General features: G+C 53.7%; 14 protein-coding genes and 1 pseudogene. 8 read left to right on the top strand and 7 right to left on the bottom strand.

Translation table 11 applies throughout. The features are described 5' to 3' along the window. Positions 1 to 21: 21 nt before the first annotated feature. The 4 genes from glyA to NK55_RS07415 form a co-directional block, all read right to left on the bottom strand. On the bottom strand, positions 22 to 1,299 hold the full coding sequence (glyA, locus tag NK55_RS07430; RefSeq protein WP_024125143.1) for a serine hydroxymethyltransferase: 1,278 nt from the start codon (positions 1,297 to 1,299) through the stop codon (positions 22 to 24). A 133-nt stretch (positions 1,300 to 1,432) separates the two neighbouring features. Next, complete coding sequence (locus tag NK55_RS07425) at positions 1,433 to 2,575, bottom strand: CO2 hydration protein (RefSeq protein ID WP_024125142.1); 1,143 nt, start codon at positions 2,573 to 2,575, stop codon at positions 1,433 to 1,435. Further along, the gene (locus NK55_RS07420) at positions 2,572 to 4,047 is read right to left on the bottom strand and encodes an NADH-quinone oxidoreductase subunit M (RefSeq protein ID WP_041429702.1); all 1,476 of its coding nucleotides are present in this window, start codon (positions 4,045 to 4,047) and stop codon (positions 2,572 to 2,574) included. The genes NK55_RS07425 and NK55_RS07420 overlap by 4 nt, the downstream gene beginning before the upstream one ends. Before the next feature lie 5 nt (positions 4,048 to 4,052). Then, the gene (locus NK55_RS07415) at positions 4,053 to 5,882 is read right to left on the bottom strand and encodes an NAD(P)H-quinone oxidoreductase subunit F (protein WP_024125140.1); all 1,830 of its coding nucleotides are present in this window, start codon (positions 5,880 to 5,882) and stop codon (positions 4,053 to 4,055) included. 98 nt (positions 5,883 to 5,980) lie between these two features. On the opposite strand from NK55_RS07415, the gene ggt reads away from it, so the two are divergent. Beyond that, entirely contained in the window at positions 5,981 to 7,708 is a 1,728-nt protein-coding gene (gene ggt, locus NK55_RS07410) for a gamma-glutamyltransferase (RefSeq protein ID WP_024125139.1), read from the top strand. Positions 7,709 to 7,717: 9 nt separating this feature from the next. Beyond that, the gene (locus NK55_RS07405; protein WP_024125138.1) at positions 7,718 to 8,302 is read left to right on the top strand and encodes an L-threonylcarbamoyladenylate synthase; all 585 of its coding nucleotides are present in this window, start codon (positions 7,718 to 7,720) and stop codon (positions 8,300 to 8,302) included. Here NK55_RS07405 and NK55_RS07400 read toward each other — a convergent pair. The 3 genes and pseudogenes from NK55_RS07400 to NK55_RS07390 all read right to left on the bottom strand — a co-directional run bounded on the left by NK55_RS07400 (position 8,299) and on the right by NK55_RS07390 (position 9,931). Then, positions 8,299 to 8,484 (bottom strand): hypothetical protein, encoded by a 186-nt coding sequence (locus NK55_RS07400; protein WP_024125137.1) that lies wholly within the window; start codon positions 8,482 to 8,484, stop codon positions 8,299 to 8,301. The genes NK55_RS07405 and NK55_RS07400 overlap by 4 nt on opposite strands. 70 nt (positions 8,485 to 8,554) lie before the next feature. Continuing rightward, positions 8,555 to 8,802, bottom strand: a pseudogene (locus tag NK55_RS14225) (DUF29 domain-containing protein). Between the two features lie 325 nt (positions 8,803 to 9,127). Then, positions 9,128 to 9,931, bottom strand: a complete 804-nt coding sequence (locus NK55_RS07390) for an inositol monophosphatase family protein (protein ID WP_024125136.1) — start codon at positions 9,929 to 9,931, stop codon at positions 9,128 to 9,130. A 70-nt stretch (positions 9,932 to 10,001) separates the two neighbouring features. On the opposite strand from NK55_RS07390, the gene proB reads away from it, so the two are divergent. The 6 genes from proB to NK55_RS07355 all read left to right on the top strand — a co-directional run bounded on the left by proB (position 10,002) and on the right by NK55_RS07355 (position 16,288). Next, entirely contained in the window at positions 10,002 to 11,111 is a 1,110-nt protein-coding gene (gene proB, locus NK55_RS07385; protein WP_024125135.1) for a glutamate 5-kinase, read from the top strand. Positions 11,112 to 11,269: 158 nt separating this feature from the next. Then, the gene (locus NK55_RS07380; protein WP_024125134.1) at positions 11,270 to 12,277 is read left to right on the top strand and encodes a GntR family transcriptional regulator; all 1,008 of its coding nucleotides are present in this window, start codon (positions 11,270 to 11,272) and stop codon (positions 12,275 to 12,277) included. A 588-nt stretch (positions 12,278 to 12,865) separates the two neighbouring features. Beyond that, the gene (locus NK55_RS07370; RefSeq protein ID WP_024125132.1) at positions 12,866 to 13,618 is read left to right on the top strand and encodes an RNA methyltransferase; all 753 of its coding nucleotides are present in this window, start codon (positions 12,866 to 12,868) and stop codon (positions 13,616 to 13,618) included. A 5-nt stretch (positions 13,619 to 13,623) separates the two neighbouring features. Continuing rightward, positions 13,624 to 14,670, top strand: coding sequence for a serine hydrolase (locus NK55_RS07365; protein ID WP_225871743.1), 1,047 nt, complete (start codon positions 13,624 to 13,626; stop codon positions 14,668 to 14,670). Beyond that, positions 14,671 to 15,441, top strand: coding sequence for an ABC transporter ATP-binding protein (locus tag NK55_RS07360; protein ID WP_024125130.1), 771 nt, complete (start codon positions 14,671 to 14,673; stop codon positions 15,439 to 15,441). Further along, positions 15,434 to 16,288 carry a DUF6671 family protein gene (locus NK55_RS07355; protein ID WP_024125129.1) on the top strand — a complete coding sequence of 285 codons (855 nt, stop codon included), beginning with the start codon at positions 15,434 to 15,436 and terminating at the stop codon, positions 16,286 to 16,288. The genes NK55_RS07360 and NK55_RS07355 overlap by 8 nt, the downstream gene beginning before the upstream one ends.

The raw sequence follows: 16,288 nt of genomic DNA, 5'->3' as shown, positions 1-16,288 counted from the left end.
GGGTATTGGCAGCATCCCCTCTTAGGCTAGCACTGGTTGCGGCAATTGCAAGTGGGGATAGAGGGGAAATTTAGCGCAGAGGGCAGCCACCCGGTCGCGGCAGCGATTTTTGATGGCTTCATCCTCTGGGGCATGCAGGCGATCGCTAATGATGTCAGCCACTTCTGCAAACTCAACTTCTGTGAAGCCACGGGTTGTCAAGGCTGGCGTTCCCAAACGCAGACCACTGGTCACAAAAGGAGAGGCAGGGTCAAAGGGAATGGTGTTTTTGTTGGTGGTGATGTTGATTTCCCCCATCAGGCGATCGGCCTCTTTGCCTGTTAGATTCACCGATCGCAGGTCAATGAGCATCAAATGGTTATCGGTGCCCCCAGAGACAAGGCGCAGTTGCCGCGCTTGCAGCCCCGCAGCGAGGGCTTGGGCATTGCGGATCACTTGCCCAGAATAGGCTTTGAATTCTGGTTTGAGAGCCTCACCAAAAGCCACGGCCTTAGCGGCAATAACGTGCTCCAGTGGCCCCCCTTGGGTACCGGGAAAGACCGCTTTATCCAACTTTTTGCCCAACTCTTCATCACGGGTAAGAATCAGGCCGCCGCGAGGACCGCGCAGGGTTTTGTGGGTGGTGGTTGTCACGACATCGCAGAGGGGTACGGGATTGGGATGGTAACCACTGGCTACTAAACCGGCAATGTGGGCAATATCGGCCATGAGGTAGGCCCCCACTTCATCGGCAATTTGGCGAAACTCAGCAAAGGGAATAATGCGAGGATAGGCGGAATAGCCACAGATAATTAGCTTAGGACGGTGCTGCCGTGCTAAATCCCGCACCTGATCCATATCGAGGCGTTCCGTTTCAGGATGAACACCGTAGTGAACGACGTTAAACCATTTACCGGAAACGTTGACGGGAGAACCGTGGGTTAGATGGCCACCGTGGGACAAATCCATCCCCATAATCGTGTCGCCGGGATTGAGCAGTGCCAAAAAGACGGCAAAATTGGCTTGGGCACCGGAGTGAGGCTGAACGTTGGCATGGGCAGCACCAAAGAGTTCCTTGGCGCGATCGATGGCCAGTTGCTCCACTTCATCCACAAATTCGCAGCCACCGTAGTAGCGTTTGCCCGGCAATCCCTCGGCATATTTATTGGTGAGAACCGTCCCTTGAGCGGCCATCACCGCAGGGGAAGTAAAGTTTTCGCTGGCAATCAGTTCGAGGTGTTGCTGCTGCCGCTGGACTTCCCGCTGTACCATTTCAGCAACCAACGGATCCGTTTGCGCAAGCCAATCAATATGGGTCATTTTATTGTCAGTGTGAAGGAAGATGAACTGCTTTACTATCTTATCGCGGTCACACCTTTAATTCCTCCTTAGGGCACGCAGATAGTTTTCCAGGGGGGTATTCCAGGTTCTCCTCAGGGGCTAAAAGCGTGCCCTAGCTAACTTGAACATTCCAGAGGCGAGAGGTTTCGAGGCGATCCAGCCACGTTTCGTAGAATGCTCGATTGGCGGCTTGCTCTTGGGGGTCGGTGGTTGTCCAGGGATAGGGAGCTAGGGCAGTGATTGCCGCTGTGGTGACGCAAAACATTGATTTTTGGAAGGTTTGGCAAATTTTTACTCGCAGATCATCTTCACCTCGGCCTTGGCAACGATAGAACGCCAAAAGATAGGAGGGGAGATAGTGGCGCATATCCTGCATTAGCAGCGTGGGGGGAATACCAGCCGCCCCTGTGGGAATGGGATCTGCAAACAGGGCGCCATAGCCAAACTCCGCTGGATCGCGGGAAATTTGCTGGGCTTGGGCATTGAAGGAAATGAGGCCAAAGAAGGGGGTGCCCCGTATAAACACAGCTTCGACATAGGGAATCGCTGTGTCTGGCAAAAAGGTGAGTCCAGCACTGGCGGGGAGAATCTCGTAGGTCTGGCCGTGGAGCTTGACGCGATAGGTAATGGGGCGATTGGCAGCGGCAATCAGACCGGCCCGAATGTGATCTACCACATCGGGAATGCTGCGAATCTCGCCCGCATCATAGCGATCGCTCAAGGTGAGAAAGATGGGATACATTACTGTCCAAAACTGCCCCAAGCCACTGTAGTAGCAGAGCATCCGCACCGTTTCCAGCAAAAACTCTGGAAAAAGCCGATTCACCAGTTGCATTAGGGGGTTGCCCCGCAGCTTGGCGGCGATCGCCTTGCCGGCTAATTGCCGAAATTCTGCCGAATCGAGGAAGGCATCAAGACCGCCACCCCCATGCCACATCATGGCACGCATACAGTACTCAGCATATTCATAGTTAATGCGGTCGTGCCACCAGTGGCGCAGCAGCTTGGGAATGGTAATCTCGCCATTGAAGTATTTGAAAAAGGGAAAGAGAACAAGAAACTGCCGCTCACTAATGTCGCAGAGATTTTCTGCATAGGCCTTGAGCACTACCCCATAGCTTTTGAGGATGCCCACCACTTCCATTACATGGGTTGGTGTATCCGGTAACAGGGCTTGACCGTGGAGCAACCGCTCTAGGATGGCGGTACGCAGTTCTTGATGTAGGGAGGTTGGAGTAACGGTAGTCAGGGTCATGGTGTGGGCAGCGTAGCAACAGCAGTAACAAGAAGGCTAACCGTGGTTTTACTCCAATGGATCAACCAGTTGGGAACAACCCCTAAGATCAAAATTAGCGCGGCTAATAGGAGGCTCGGGAGGCGATCGCCCCAAGCAACGGGCGGCAAATCTGTCAACTCATTGGGCAGACGACCAAAAAAGACGCGGTTCACCAGCAGAAGAAAATACACCGACGTTAAGCCCGTACCCACCATACATAGGAGCGTTTGCCCTGGGAAGGCGGGAAAACTACTGCGGAAGATCAGGAACTCCGCCACAAAGCCCACCATGCCGGGGATACCACCACTGGCCATGACCCCAACAATCATCAGACTACCAATCAGGGGCAGCCCCCGCTCAGGGTTCAGCAATCCCCGCAGTACCTCAATGTTGCGGCTGCCGGTTTTTTCATAGACAACCCCCACCAGCAAAAAGAGAAGCGCAGAAATTAGCCCGTGGCTCATCATTTGGGCAATAGCGGCCAACATGCTCAAGGGTGTGGCAGTGGCAGTGGCTAAGAGGACAAACCCCATATGGCCAATGGAACTGTAGGCCACCATTTTTTTCATATCGGTTTGGGAGATCGCCATCAGAGAACCGTAGAGAACACTGACCACCGCCCAAGTGGCCAACCCAGGCGCCAAGACCTGCCATGCCTGCGGGAATAACTGCACCCCAAAGCGCACTAACCCATAGGTCCCTAGTTTCAGGAGCACCCCTGCCAGCAGCACAGAAACGGGAGTGGAGGCTTCGACGTGGGCATCGGGTAGCCAAGTATGGAAGGGCACTAGGGGAATCTTGATGCCAAAGCCCACTAAAATCAGCCCCAGCAGAACAAGTTGTGAGCTTAGGGGCAAGAGGGTGGATAATTGGGCGTCAAAGTCAAAGGAGGGGGCATGGGCTAACCACACTAGCCCCAGAAATCCAGCCAAGAGCAGAACCCCCGAAATGGCCGTGTAAATTAGAAACTTGGTGGCCGCATAACTTCGCCGCGCCCCACCCCAAATGGCAATCAAAAGATAGAGGGGAATCAACTCCAATTCATAGAAGAGGAAAAACAGCAGCAAATTATCGGCCAAAAAGGCGCCACTGACACCCGCATTCAACAGCAGTACCAGTGGGTAATACAACCGAGGACGGGGCAAGTGGACAGAAGTGGCCAATAGGGCAATCAGCGTCAGGAAATTATTTAAGACCAATAGGGGCAGCGACAGGCCATCCACGCTCAGGCGATAGCTCAAGCCCAGTGGCTCTAGCCAAGGAACTACCTCGGTTAATTGCGGTGCTGCATTGCTGGGATCAAATAGACGGGCGATCGCGAGACTGACCACCAGGGCGATCGCCATCACCACAGCGGCTAAACTGCGGTACGTCCGCCCCAAACTCCCAGCGGGCAGCAGGCTGAGGGCAAGGGCACCCAACAGGGGCACCCAGAGGAGGAAACTCAACAGCGGCATTACAGCAGTAGCCACGCGATCGCCCCCCCAAGAATCGCCACACCAATAAACACCAGCAGTAAGTAGGCTTGGGATTGACCGCTGGCACTGTATTTCAGCAATTCACCCCCAACGAGGGACGCTGCACCCGTTGTATTCACGATCCGATCCACAATGTGGCGGTCTACCCAAGTGCTCAACTGCGAGAGCGATCGCACTGCCCAGACCACGGTATAGCGATACAACTCCTCAATGTAAAAATCGTAGGCCAGCAGATCCTGCACAAAGCGCAATGGTACCTTGATGGGGCGCGTCCAACTGCGTTTGAGGTTAACAAAGCCGCCCAAAAGAATACCCGCCAATCCCGAGACCACAAGCAGAGCCACAATTGTCCAATCCATAGTCTCTGGTAACAACTGCACCCGCTGCAAGATAAAAGGCACCAGCATATTCAAAATACTCAAAGTCACCATCGGCACTGCCAGAGGCCAAGGCACTTCAGGGGCACGGCGGGTTTTGGGTTGAGCAGGCCCGAGGAAGACCAGGCGAAAGACACGGGTGAGGTTCACAGCCGTCAGCACATTGACGACTAAAATCAAACCCACCAACCAAGGCATTGTTTGCCAGTAGTAGCTAATGCCGCGATAAAACGACCAAAAGGCCCCCAAGGGCAGACAGCCAATCAGGGATAGACCGCCGATAACAAAGGCCGAACTCGTGGCCGGCATCCGTTCGCCTAACCCCCCCAATTCTGTCAAATCCTGAGAGTTGGTGGTCATAATCACACTGCCAATACTCATAAACAGCAGTGCCTTAGCGATCGCATGGGTAAGCAATACAAACAGGGCGAAATCTGTCCAATTCGTGCCGACCCCAATAAACACCAGTCCCAGATAGGCACTCGTTGAGTGGGACAGTGCCCGTTTAATGTCAATTTGGGCAATCGAGACCAGGGATTCACTGATGGCGGTGACTGCCCCGATCGCAATCAAGGCAATGTTTGCCCCTGGGCAGGCTATCAGAATCGGCTGTAGCTTAATCAGAATATAGGCTCCCGCAGCCACCACTACCGAGTTCCGCATAATGGAGGCGGGGTTGGGTCCTTCCATAGCTTCATCGAGCCACAGATGCAAAGGTACTTGAGCACATTTACCAGTGGGCCCCGCAATCAAGGCTAGGCCCAGTAAAAAGCCCCAACCTTCTGGCAAATTCACCTGCTCTGCCCATTCATAGAGATTGGGAAAATCATAACTCCCCGCCAGGCTGCCAACCGCCACCACCCCCATCAGCAGGAGAATATCCCCCACCCGTTTGGTGAGAAAGGCATCCCTTGCTGCTTTGACCACAAGGGGCTGAGCATACCAGAAGCCAATCAGTAAATAGGTAGAGAGGGTCAGCATCTCCAACAGGCCATAGCTCAGGAGCAGCGAGTCACTAATTGCAATGCCACTGAGAGCCGCCTCAAAAAAGCCCATTAAGGCAAAGAAGCGGGCCATGCCCCAGTCCTTTTCGAGATAACCCAAGGCAAAAATCTGGGCGAGGATACTCAGACCTGTCACCAATTCCATGGCACTTGTGGAGACACTGTTGATGAGTAATGAAAATGAGAGATCGAGTCCCGGCGCCTGTAGCCAATGCCAAACAATCGTTGCGGTGGCACCACTGCGAGTTTGTTGCAATAGGAAAAACCCATGCACAAAAGCAACAACCGTCATCAGTAAATTGAAATAGGCTGCGGGTCGCGGCCCTGTGCGCCGCACATAACCGCTGGCCCAAGGCAAGGTCAGGGCTGCCCCCACCAAGCCATAACAGGGCACCCACCAACTGGTTTCTAACAGTGAATTTGACATGGCAAAAATGAACCTTGACGGTTGAGGACGTTTGCAATCATGCTCTCTTCGTGTATTTTACAAGCTGGGGTTCTGCAGCAGTTTTGAGTCAATCAATCATGGGGCAAGGGTTCACTCTAGGGAAGGTTGAGCAGTGGGGGCGATCGCCCCTCCTCGTGATTGTCCTAGCCGTTACACTTTTTCCTGCTCTCCCTGCCCCCGCTCAAACGCTTAGCCAGCGGGGAATGGTTACAGCGGCTCAACCTGCCGCAGCAAAAGCAGGTAGAGACATTCTCAAAGCAGGGGGCAATGCTGTGGATGCAGCGGTGGCAACTGCATTGATGATTGCCGTTGTTGAGCCCTATGCGGCGGGGCTGGGCGGTGGTGGCTTTGCCCTTGTGTATCACGCCCAATCCCAAACCATTCGTGCCCTTGATTTTCGGGAGCGGGCACCCCTGCAAGCGACACCAACGATGTATCTCAACGAGAAGGGGGAGGTGATTCCCCGTGCCAGTTTGGATGGGGTCTTAACCGCAGGCACCCCCGGCACCGTTGCTGGCCTAGCTGCTTTGCACCAACGCTATGGTCAACTGCCCTGGTCTCAGGTCGTCACTCCCGCCATTCAGGCCGCTCAGCAGGGATTTGCCGTTACTCCCTCTTATCGGCAGTGGGCGACAATGCGCCAAGCCGTTCTGCGGCAGGATGCTACTGCCGCGCGTATTTTCCTCAGAGATGGCCAAGTTCCCCCCTTGGGTACGGTGATTCAACAGCCAGACTTGGCAAAAACCTTGGCGACGATCGCCCGCAATCCGAGAAGCTTTTATGAGGGTTGGATTGCTAGAGCGATCGCCGACTTTATGGTGCAGCAAGGGGGCAAAATGACCCAAGAGGATTTACGAACCTATCGCCCCGTTTGGCGAGAGCCAATTTGTGGCACCTACCGTGCGTTTCAGGTCTGTTCGATGCCACCCCCCTCTTCTGGTGGCGTTACCCTTGTGCAAATGCTCAACCTCTGGCAACTGTTGCCCCCTGCTCCTATCGCCAGCGATCGCGGTCACTACCTAGCCAGCGTGATGCAAATTGCCTATGCTGATCGCGCCCGTTACCTCGGAGATAGTGACTTTGTGCCTGTGCCTGTCGCTGCCCTCACCAGTCGTCACTATGCCCAACAGCGGGTCACTGAAATTCTTCCCCGTCGTGCCCGTCCCCAAAGTGCTGTGAGCGCGGCAACCCCGATCCAACTCGCAGAGTCGGACAATACCAGTCACCTAAATGTGGTGGATGCCCAAGGGAATGCCGTCAGCTTGACATTTACAATCAATGGGCCCTTTGGGGCGGGTGTGGTTGTGCCGCAAACGGGGATTCTGTTGAACAATGAAATGGATGATTTTGCCATTGCCCCCAATCAACCCAATCTCTTTGGTGTTGTCGGTATTCAATCGGACAAGACTCCCCTAGCCAATGGTATCGAACCGGGTAAGCGTCCCCTCTCAAGCATGAGTCCAACAATTGTGCTAAAAGACAACCGCCTCAATATGGTTTTAGGCTCCCCCGGCGGCAGTCGAATTATTAGCACTGTGCTGCAACTGTTTTTGAACGTCGTTGATTTAGGGCAGGATGCCGCCACCGCCATTGCTAGTCCTCGGATTCATCAGCAGTGGACACCGGATATCCTCTTTGTCGAGCCAACCCTGCCTGATGCTTGGATACAAACGTGGCGGCAGTGGGGCTATCGGGTAGAACAAACCCGTCCGTGGGGCAACGCCAGCTTAATTCGCGTTTTGGAGCATGGACAATTAGAAGGGGCAGCCGATCCTCGAGGGGAAGGTGCTGCCATTGGCTGGTAGAGGAGGGGTATGGCACAGGTGAGTATGGCCGCCTTGGTGGCCGCAGTGCGCACAGGCAATTGGTTGATTAGTTTTCCCACAGATACAGTGCCCGCCTTGGCCAGTCGTTGCGATCGCGGGGAATTGATCTATACCGCCAAGGAACGTCAACCGGATAAGCCCTTGATCCTCATGGGCGCTAATCCTGAGCAACTCTGGCCCTTTGTGCGCGGCAGTGCTGCTGAATGGGAGCAGTGGTTGGCAATGGCGGCGCGTTATTGGCCGGGGGCAGTGACCTTCGTGCTGCCCGCTGCTGAACTGCCGCCGGGTTTGAATCCCCTAGGTACAGGCACAATTGGCTTACGAGTTCCCGACTGGCCGCCTGCCCAAGCCCTCCTCCAGCAAACAGGACCGTTGGCCACCACCAGTATTAACCGCTCAGGTCAGCCGCCACTCGTTGAATTGGGGGCGATCGCCCGCGAATTTCCCCAAGTTTTAACGCTCCACCCTTGGCAGTTACCCCCTAGCCCTGCGGAACCCTCAACCGTGGTGCAATGGCAATCGGGGCAGTGGCACATCCTGCGCCAAGGGCGAGTGCAGATTGAAACCCCCTAGTATTGGGAATCAATTTCCCCGGAGGCAACCCGTTCGAGGAGTTCCTGTAAAATTTTTTCCTCTTCCTCGGAAATTTGGCCATCGGAAAGCACCGCGTCAATAATTTGGCCATGCTCTTCGAGGGTAAGAATTTTATCTTCTAGGGCTTTTTCCACTAAAGCTTTAATTTGGGCCATGTCCATGATTGCGACTCCACGTCGTCACTGCCAGTATAGCCTCACCTTGGATCTTGGATCAGGCTGAAGTTTGTCTCTATGGGCAAGGAAATTGGCTATCTAAGAGTTTCTCCAAGGTGTAGGGGCAAGTTTCGGGGAGATCTGGGTAGTCCAAGGGAGTTTCATGAACCACTAAATCTTTGCCAGACTGAATGGGCCTTGCCTGCGGCAGATAGGGCTGAAGGCTTGGGTTTTGATGAATCAATTTCTCCAGGCTCGCCGTTGTTCGCGAATGGTTGCTCGCCAGCTTTTACGGCGTTTTTCGGGCTGATAGTTCCCCTTCAGGAGATGCCCAATCCAGACTCCTAGGCAATTCTTCAGCTCTCGAGGCTCCTACCGTGCCAAGGCTTTGATTTCCTCGACAAAGCGGGCAGTATCAAGGTAGCCCAAGTCTGCTGCCTTGAGCAGCTGCACCTATGCGAGTGTTCAGGTGGAAAAGTCAGTTTCATAGAAATTCATTTGCATAATTTTTATTGTGTTAGTCTATTTATTTTGTATTTATTTGAATTTAAATTTTTTGAATTTATCGTATTTAATTGTATTTAATTTATCTTTAACTTATCGTATTTAAATCCTACTTAATCGTATTTATTTGAATTTGATTTGCACATCAAACAATGTACGCTGCAAAAAATTGTCCCAAGCTGGAACTGGCACTCACCAGTGTATGAAAGATACGACTCCCGGCCTCATGTCCCGGCTGCAGGGGAAACATTCTTTGCCACGGTTCTGGTGGGTCCAACCATTGCCAATGACCACCGGCCGCATGGACAATTGGCCAAGCGGGGGCAAGATCCCAAATGCGAGGTGTGCGCTCAACGGCCCCGAGCGTGTAACCAGCAGCAACGGTCAGCAAATTATAACTGGCGGATCCCAACATGCGAATTTTGCAGGGAAAGGAACGCTTGAGCACATCGGTGCTGCGGGCACAAAGACTAAAAAACGTCTGCAAATTTGGCTCACTGACCTTGACGCGAATGGGTTTCTCATTCAAATAGGCACCGTTGGCGTGATCAGGCGCTTGATAGAAGCCATGAAACGTTTGCTGCAAGCCGGGAACGTGCACATAGCCAAATACGGGTGTGCCTTGGTAGAGCAGACTTAGGGCAATACACCAAATGGGTAGACCATGACTATAGTTGGTCGTGCCATCAATGGGATCAATTATCCAACACCACTGTTCACCACCGTAGGTATGGTTTCCCTCTTCGCTCAGGTAGCCATGGTGGGGAAACTGCTGTTGCAGCATCGCAGTGATTTTCTGATCGGCCCAAAGGTCGGCGCGGGTAACAAGGCTGCCATCGGCTTTGCGATCGCTGGGGGACTGCCCTGCCCACTCCAGCAGACGAGGGGCAACCACCTGTTGAATCTGTTGACAAGTTTCCAGCACCTCAGACCAAAACCCTGAGTTCATTGGCTGTCTTCCACCGCGATACAATGAGCACGATCCTATACCCACTAGGCAATCTTCGTCCTGACTCCCCATGGCACAAACACTGGTTGTCAAAATTGGCACATCGAGCTTAACGGGGGGCAAAGAAGGAAACCTGGCCTTGGCCACCATTGCCCAACTGGTGGAGGTTCTGTGTCACTGTCAACGGCGGGGCGATCGCGTGGTGCTCGTCTCCTCTGGGGCGGTGGGCGTGGGTGCTATGCGCTTGGGCCTGACAGAACGTCCCCAACAATTAGCCCAAAAACAAGCAGTGGCAGCAGTGGGTCAAGGGCACCTGATGCGGATGTACGATGATCTCTTTGCGGTGCTGCGTCAGCCCATTGCCCAAATCCTGGTGACACGGCAAAATTTTGTCGATCGCCAGAGCTACCTGAATATCTACAACACGTTTCAAGCGCTGTTTGGACTGGGTGTCATTCCCATCGTCAATGAAAACGATACAGTGGCGGTGGATGAACTCAAGTTTGGTGACAATGATACCCTCTCAGCCCTTGTGGCGAGCCTTGTCGAAGCCGATTGGTTATTTCTGCTCACAGATGTCGATCGCCTCTATTCAGCGGATCCACGCATTGATAAGACAGCCGTTCCCATTGAGCGGGTGGTCTCCTTAGCCGAGTTAGCACACACCATTCAAATTGGGTCTGCTGGCTCCCCTTGGGGCACCGGCGGCATGGCCACCAAAATTCGGGCTGCGGAAATTGCCACAGAAGCCGGGGTGCGCACCGTTATTACCGATGGGCGATCGCCCACCAACCTCCTCAAAATCCTTGCGGGTGAAGCCTTGGGCACCCACTTTGAACCTCGTCCCAAAACCATCAATGCCCGTAAACGCTGGATTGCCCGTGCCCTCATTCCCAAAGGCGAGTTATGGCTAGACGAGGGTGCCGTTAAGGCAATTACCGTGGGTGGCAAGTCCCTCCTAGCAGCAGGCATTACCCGTGTGGAAGGGGAGTTTCAGGCTCAAGATGCCGTTAAGCTCTGTGACCCCGCAGGAGCTGAAATTGCCCGTGGCCTTGTCAACTACAACAGTGAAGAAATTCGTCGTGTGCAGGGGCAACAATCCACGGAATTGGCCAACATCCTCGGCTATGCCGGTGCCGATACAATTGTCCACCGTGACAACCTAGTGCTGACCCTGTAACCTTGTTCGGTTGCGCTAAAAAGGACGATAGGCAGTAGGTGCGGTAAAATTACTTACCAACTGTGACCGTTTATGCAGCGATTGGGGGTAGGTTTTGCATCTGGCATAGCCCCACCAAGGAACGCGTATTAAGACAGTACCTGATTGGTAGAAAAAGTATGGTTCAGTTCCACATCCAACCAGATAGCGAAATTCCTGCTTCAACTCAGCTCTTTAATCAAATTAGTTTTGCGATCGCTGCACGGCAATTTCCCCCAGGCTATCGTTTGCCCAGTACGCGGCAGCTGGCTATGCAAACCGGGTTGCACCGCAACACGATCAGCAAAGTTTACGAACGCCTTGAAGCCGCTGGTTTAGTCGTACCCCAAGTGGGGTCTGGCATTTATGTCCGTGCCCTTGGCCAAGAGGAAACCCGTCCCCGCCAGCGCCGACCCGCTGTTGTGCCTGTACACCGCATTGTTCAAGAAAGTGTGGACACCCTCCTCGAAATGGGCTATTCCTTAGGTCAAATTCGCGAGTTATTCCTTGCCGAGATTGATGCTCGCCAGAAAGCTGGGGTGAGGGTTTTGGTGACAGTGCCCCGCCACGATCAAGGGGCAGGTGAGCTGATTGTTCAGGAATTGCAACAACTTCTGCCAATTCCTGTGGAACTGGTTTTTCTTGAAGATTTAGCAGCAGTTCTCGATGGTGACACCTCGGCAACGGTAGTTACGGTGCGCTATTTTGCCAGCATGACGGAGGCCGTCACCCGCAATAGGGACGTGCGGGTATTTTTCATCGACATTTACAACTACCAGCGGGAACTGGAAGTAATACGGCAATTGCCGAAGGGCTCCTGCTTGGGGTTGGTCAGCCTCAGTTCCGGTACACTGGGTGTCGCAGAGGTAATGATCCACAGCCTGCGGGGGGATGAGCTCCTCTTGATGACGGCTCAAGCCAACGATAGCTATAAGCTGAATGCCCTTGTCCACCGCGCCCAGACAATCATTAGCGATCGCGCCAGTGGCGAACGAGTCAAAGCAGCCATTGCGGCGGCTCGCCATGAGTTGATTCGTATTCCCCGTCTCATTTGCTGCGAAAGCTACATTGATCCGCAGTCGGTTGAACTCCTGAAACGGGAAATTGGCCTGACGGAGGATCTTCCTCTCCAAGCCAAAGCCTCTTGACTCAGGGATTGAGAGCATTCAGCCTATAGGACAATTCCAGGGGGACTAGCTGATTTTGTGCTTGACCTTGCATTGCATCCAGTTGTAGGTTCGTAAGATGACCTAGGCCAGCAGCTAGACCACAGTACAGGAGGCAGACAGCACTGAGTTTTGGCCAATGCAAGCTCATAAAACGCCACATGAGTTGACTCCTCATTTGCAGAACTAACCACTCAATCAAGACCCCTGCCGCCAACTCACACCACAGCTCTTTTCCCAGGGATGGAACACAGTTGAAGCCGTCAAAGTCTCTAGAGGAGTGAAGCACCTCCCCCTTGGCTGCCCCACGTTTTAGAACGCTGTACCTAGGAAATCCCTTGAGAACTTCCTAGACTTGGGAAGTTGGCTTGAAAGGAGGGGTCACACCTAAAAAATTACTTTCAATTTTACTGACTGCCCTAAAAAGCCTACAGAGAGTGTTACAGTTGTTAAATTTATCAAATATGCGGCCAAGTCCTGAATTTCTAAGGACTTGAGAAAGATCAAGAAAGTCTTCTAAAATCATCTAAAAAATGTTAATTGTTTTTTATTTTGGCTCAGCCAGCAAGCGTGGATACCCTTCCTGCAGTGCGGATTGTCCTCGTTGAACCCCAAGGGGAGATCAATATCGGCAGCATTGCCCGCGTCATGAAAAATATGGGGTTACAGCAGTTGTGGATGGTCAGTCCCCGCTGTGATCCGAAGGGAGAGCTAGCCCAGCGCTGGGCAGTTCATGCAGAGGATGTGCTGCAGCAAGCAAAAGTGACCGATTCCCTTGAGGCAGCGCTGGCGGATTGTCAGCGCGTCTTTGCCACCGTGGGGCGAGATGTGGCGGATTTGGCATTACCCTGTTGGACACCGCGTCAGGCAGCACCGCAACTCTTGGCTGTAGCGCAGTCGGCACTGGTGTTTGGGCGCGAGGATCGGGGGCTCACGAATGCAGAATTGGAGTGTGCCCATGGTTTGGTGAAAATTCCTACGGCCAATACCTATCCATCTTTGAATCTGGCGCAAGCTGTTGCCGTATGCTGCTATGAGTTATGGTTGACGGCCTGCGACAGTGTGGGAACTTTTCCCCACAGGGATGCTGTTCCCTTTGAGCGGTTGCAGGGGTTTTATGACCATTTAGAGCAGGTGCTGCTCCAGATTGGTTTTTTGTATCCCCATACCGCTGCGAGTCGTATGACCAAGGTGCGATCGCTCCTCGGGCGCGCCTACCCCACCGAGGCCGAAGTGGCACTATTGCGGGGCATGGTTCGTCAGGTGGAGTGGGCGATTCAGCACGCAGCCACGATTCCTTCAGAGACCTTTCCTCTAAAGTAAATGGCATGGTTGCTCAGTCTCGTTCAATGGTTCAGTCCTCCGGTCTTTCCTCACTCCCTCGGCCAGTCACACCCCCGCCGCCGCCCCGTCCCAATTTGTTCTTGATTACTTTTCGCTGTGGCGTTAGTGGGGTGGCCCTTGCTGCGATGGTGGGCACACTCCTCTCTGTAGTGCACCCTCAGGATTTGTCCTTAAAGAACACAGCAGTGCAGGCGATCGCTCCTGAGGCACCAAGTCCAACCTTGCCCCCCGAACGCCCACTGACCAGCCTGCAACAGCAAATTCAACAACTGGTTACGCGTCAACCCAATCTGACGGCGGGGCTGTACTTTTTTAATCTAGATTCCGGTGCTTCCCTCAATGTCGGCGGTGATGAGGTTTTTCCTGCTGCCTCTACGATTAAGTTTCCCATTCTTGTTGCCTTTTTCAAGGCGGTGGATGAGGGACGAGTCAGGCTCCACGAACGCCTCACAATGCGCCCCGATCTCATCGCCCCTGAGGCCGGTACATTGCAATACCAAAAGCCCAACTCCCAGTACTCCGCCCTTGAGGTGGCAGAGTTAATGATTACGATTAGCGACAACACGGCAACGAATATGATCATTGATCGCCTTGAAGGCACCGCCGCGCTGAACCAACAGTTTCAGGAATGGGGCTTAGAAAATACGGTGATCCACAATCTGCTGCCCGATATGAAGGGCACCAACACCACTAGTCCCCGGGATTTGGCAACGCTGATGCTCAAAGTTGGTCAGGGGGAAATTCTCTCGCCCCGTAGTCGCGATCGCCTGCTAGACATTATGCGGCGCACGGTCACTAATACGCTCTTGCCCGCTGGTCTTGGCAAAGGGGCCACCATTGCCCACAAAACGGGAGATATTGGTATTGTGGTTGGGGATGCGGGCATGGTAGATATGCCCAATGGCCAACGCTATGTAGCTGCAATGATGGTGAAACGCCCCTACAATGATCCCCGAGGGAGTGAACTGATTCGCCAAGTCTCGCGGATGGTTTACCAAGCCTTTGAGAAACTTTCTCCCGCTCAGCTTTAGATGGTGCAGCCCCTCCTAACCTTAAGGAATGTGTGCCGCTCCTTTGGTGGCCTCAAGGCTGTTGATCGGGTATCCTTTAGCGTTGAAACGGGTGAAATTTTCGGCATTATTGGCCCCAATGGTGCCGGTAAAACCACCCTTTTTAACCTCCTGACGGGGTTAATTCCTCTTACTTCAGGGGAAATCCTGTTTCAGCAGCAGCCTTTGCACCGGCTTAAGCCTCACCAGATTGCTGCTTTGGGGATTGCCCGCACGTTTCAAAATATTCGCCTCTTTCCGGAGATGAGTGTTTGGGAGAATGTTCGCCTGGGACAGCATCTCCATGCCCCTGCCAGTTTTCGGGCCAACCTTTGGGGGGCGCCCTCTGTACGCTATGCTCAGGAACGCTTGGAGAATCGCGCCAAGGAACTCCTCTACTGGGTCAATCTCTACGAGCGGCGCCACGAGCGAGCAGGCAACTTACCCTATGGTGAACAACGCCGCCTTGAACTGGCGCGTGCCTTGGCACTGCAACCACGCTTGCTCTTGTTGGATGAACCGGCTGCGGGCATGAATCCCAAGGAAAAGCAAGAGCTCTGTGAGTTGATTCGCCGCCTCAAGGAGACCTTTGAACTGACCGTAATTCTCATTGAGCACCATGTGCCCTTGGTGATGAGTTTGTGCGATCGCTTGGCCGTATTAGACTTTGGTCAACTCATTGCCCTAGGAGATCCCCTGAGGGTGAAAAATGATCCCAAGGTGATTGAGGCCTATCTTGGCGGTGATGTTTAAGTCAACAGAGTCCTATTTCCAAGGCCGAACGGCCCTTCTGGCCACGAAGCACGGCAAAGAACAGGTGATTGCCCCTGCCCTTGCCCGCCTAGGGGTGACGGTTGTGGTTGCCAGTGACTTTGATAGCGATCGCTTTGGTACCTTTAGCCGTGAAATTCCCCGCTGTGGCACCCAAGCGGAGGCGGCGCTTGCTAAGGCAGAAGCGGTGCTGGCGCAAACGGATGCCGACTTAGTCATTGCCAGTGAGGGGAGCTTTGGCCCCCATCCTCAATTTCCGATGCTCCCGAGCGATCGCGAACTCATCCTTCTTTTAGATCGCCGCCATGATCTGGTATTGCGGGGGGAGGTCCTCTCCCTAGACACTAACTTTAGCCATGCCACCGTCAGTAATCTTGAAGAGGCCTTGGCCTTTGGAGCCCGGGTCGGCTTTCCATCCCATGGTTTAATTGCGATGGCCCAGGCTGAGCCGCTGCCCAATACGCCAATTTTCAAAGGGATTCAAAGCGAGGAACAGTTGCAAAGGGCGATCGCCACCCTGCAAACCCATAGCTCCACCCTTCACCTTGAAACCGATATGCGTGCCCACATGAACCCCACGCGCATGCAGGTGATAGCTCAAGCTGCTGCTGACCTTGTTCAAGGAATGGCTCAGGGCTGTCCCCAGTGTGGTTCGCCGGGGTTTGTGGCTCGTGAGCACCTGCCGGGGCTCCCCTGTGAACTGTGTGGGGCACCCACAAGTGCAATCAAAGCTAGCCGTTACCGCTGTCAACGCTGTTTATACGAGCTCACGCTACCTGTCCCGGAAACCGCTGCCGATCCCAGTCAATGCTACTTCTGCAATCCCTAG

This window comes from Thermosynechococcus sp. NK55a (assembly GCF_000505665.1).
Classification (GTDB): Bacteria; Cyanobacteriota; Cyanobacteriia; order Thermosynechococcales; family Thermosynechococcaceae; genus Thermosynechococcus.
This window is presented reverse-complemented; position numbering and strand designations above follow the sequence as displayed.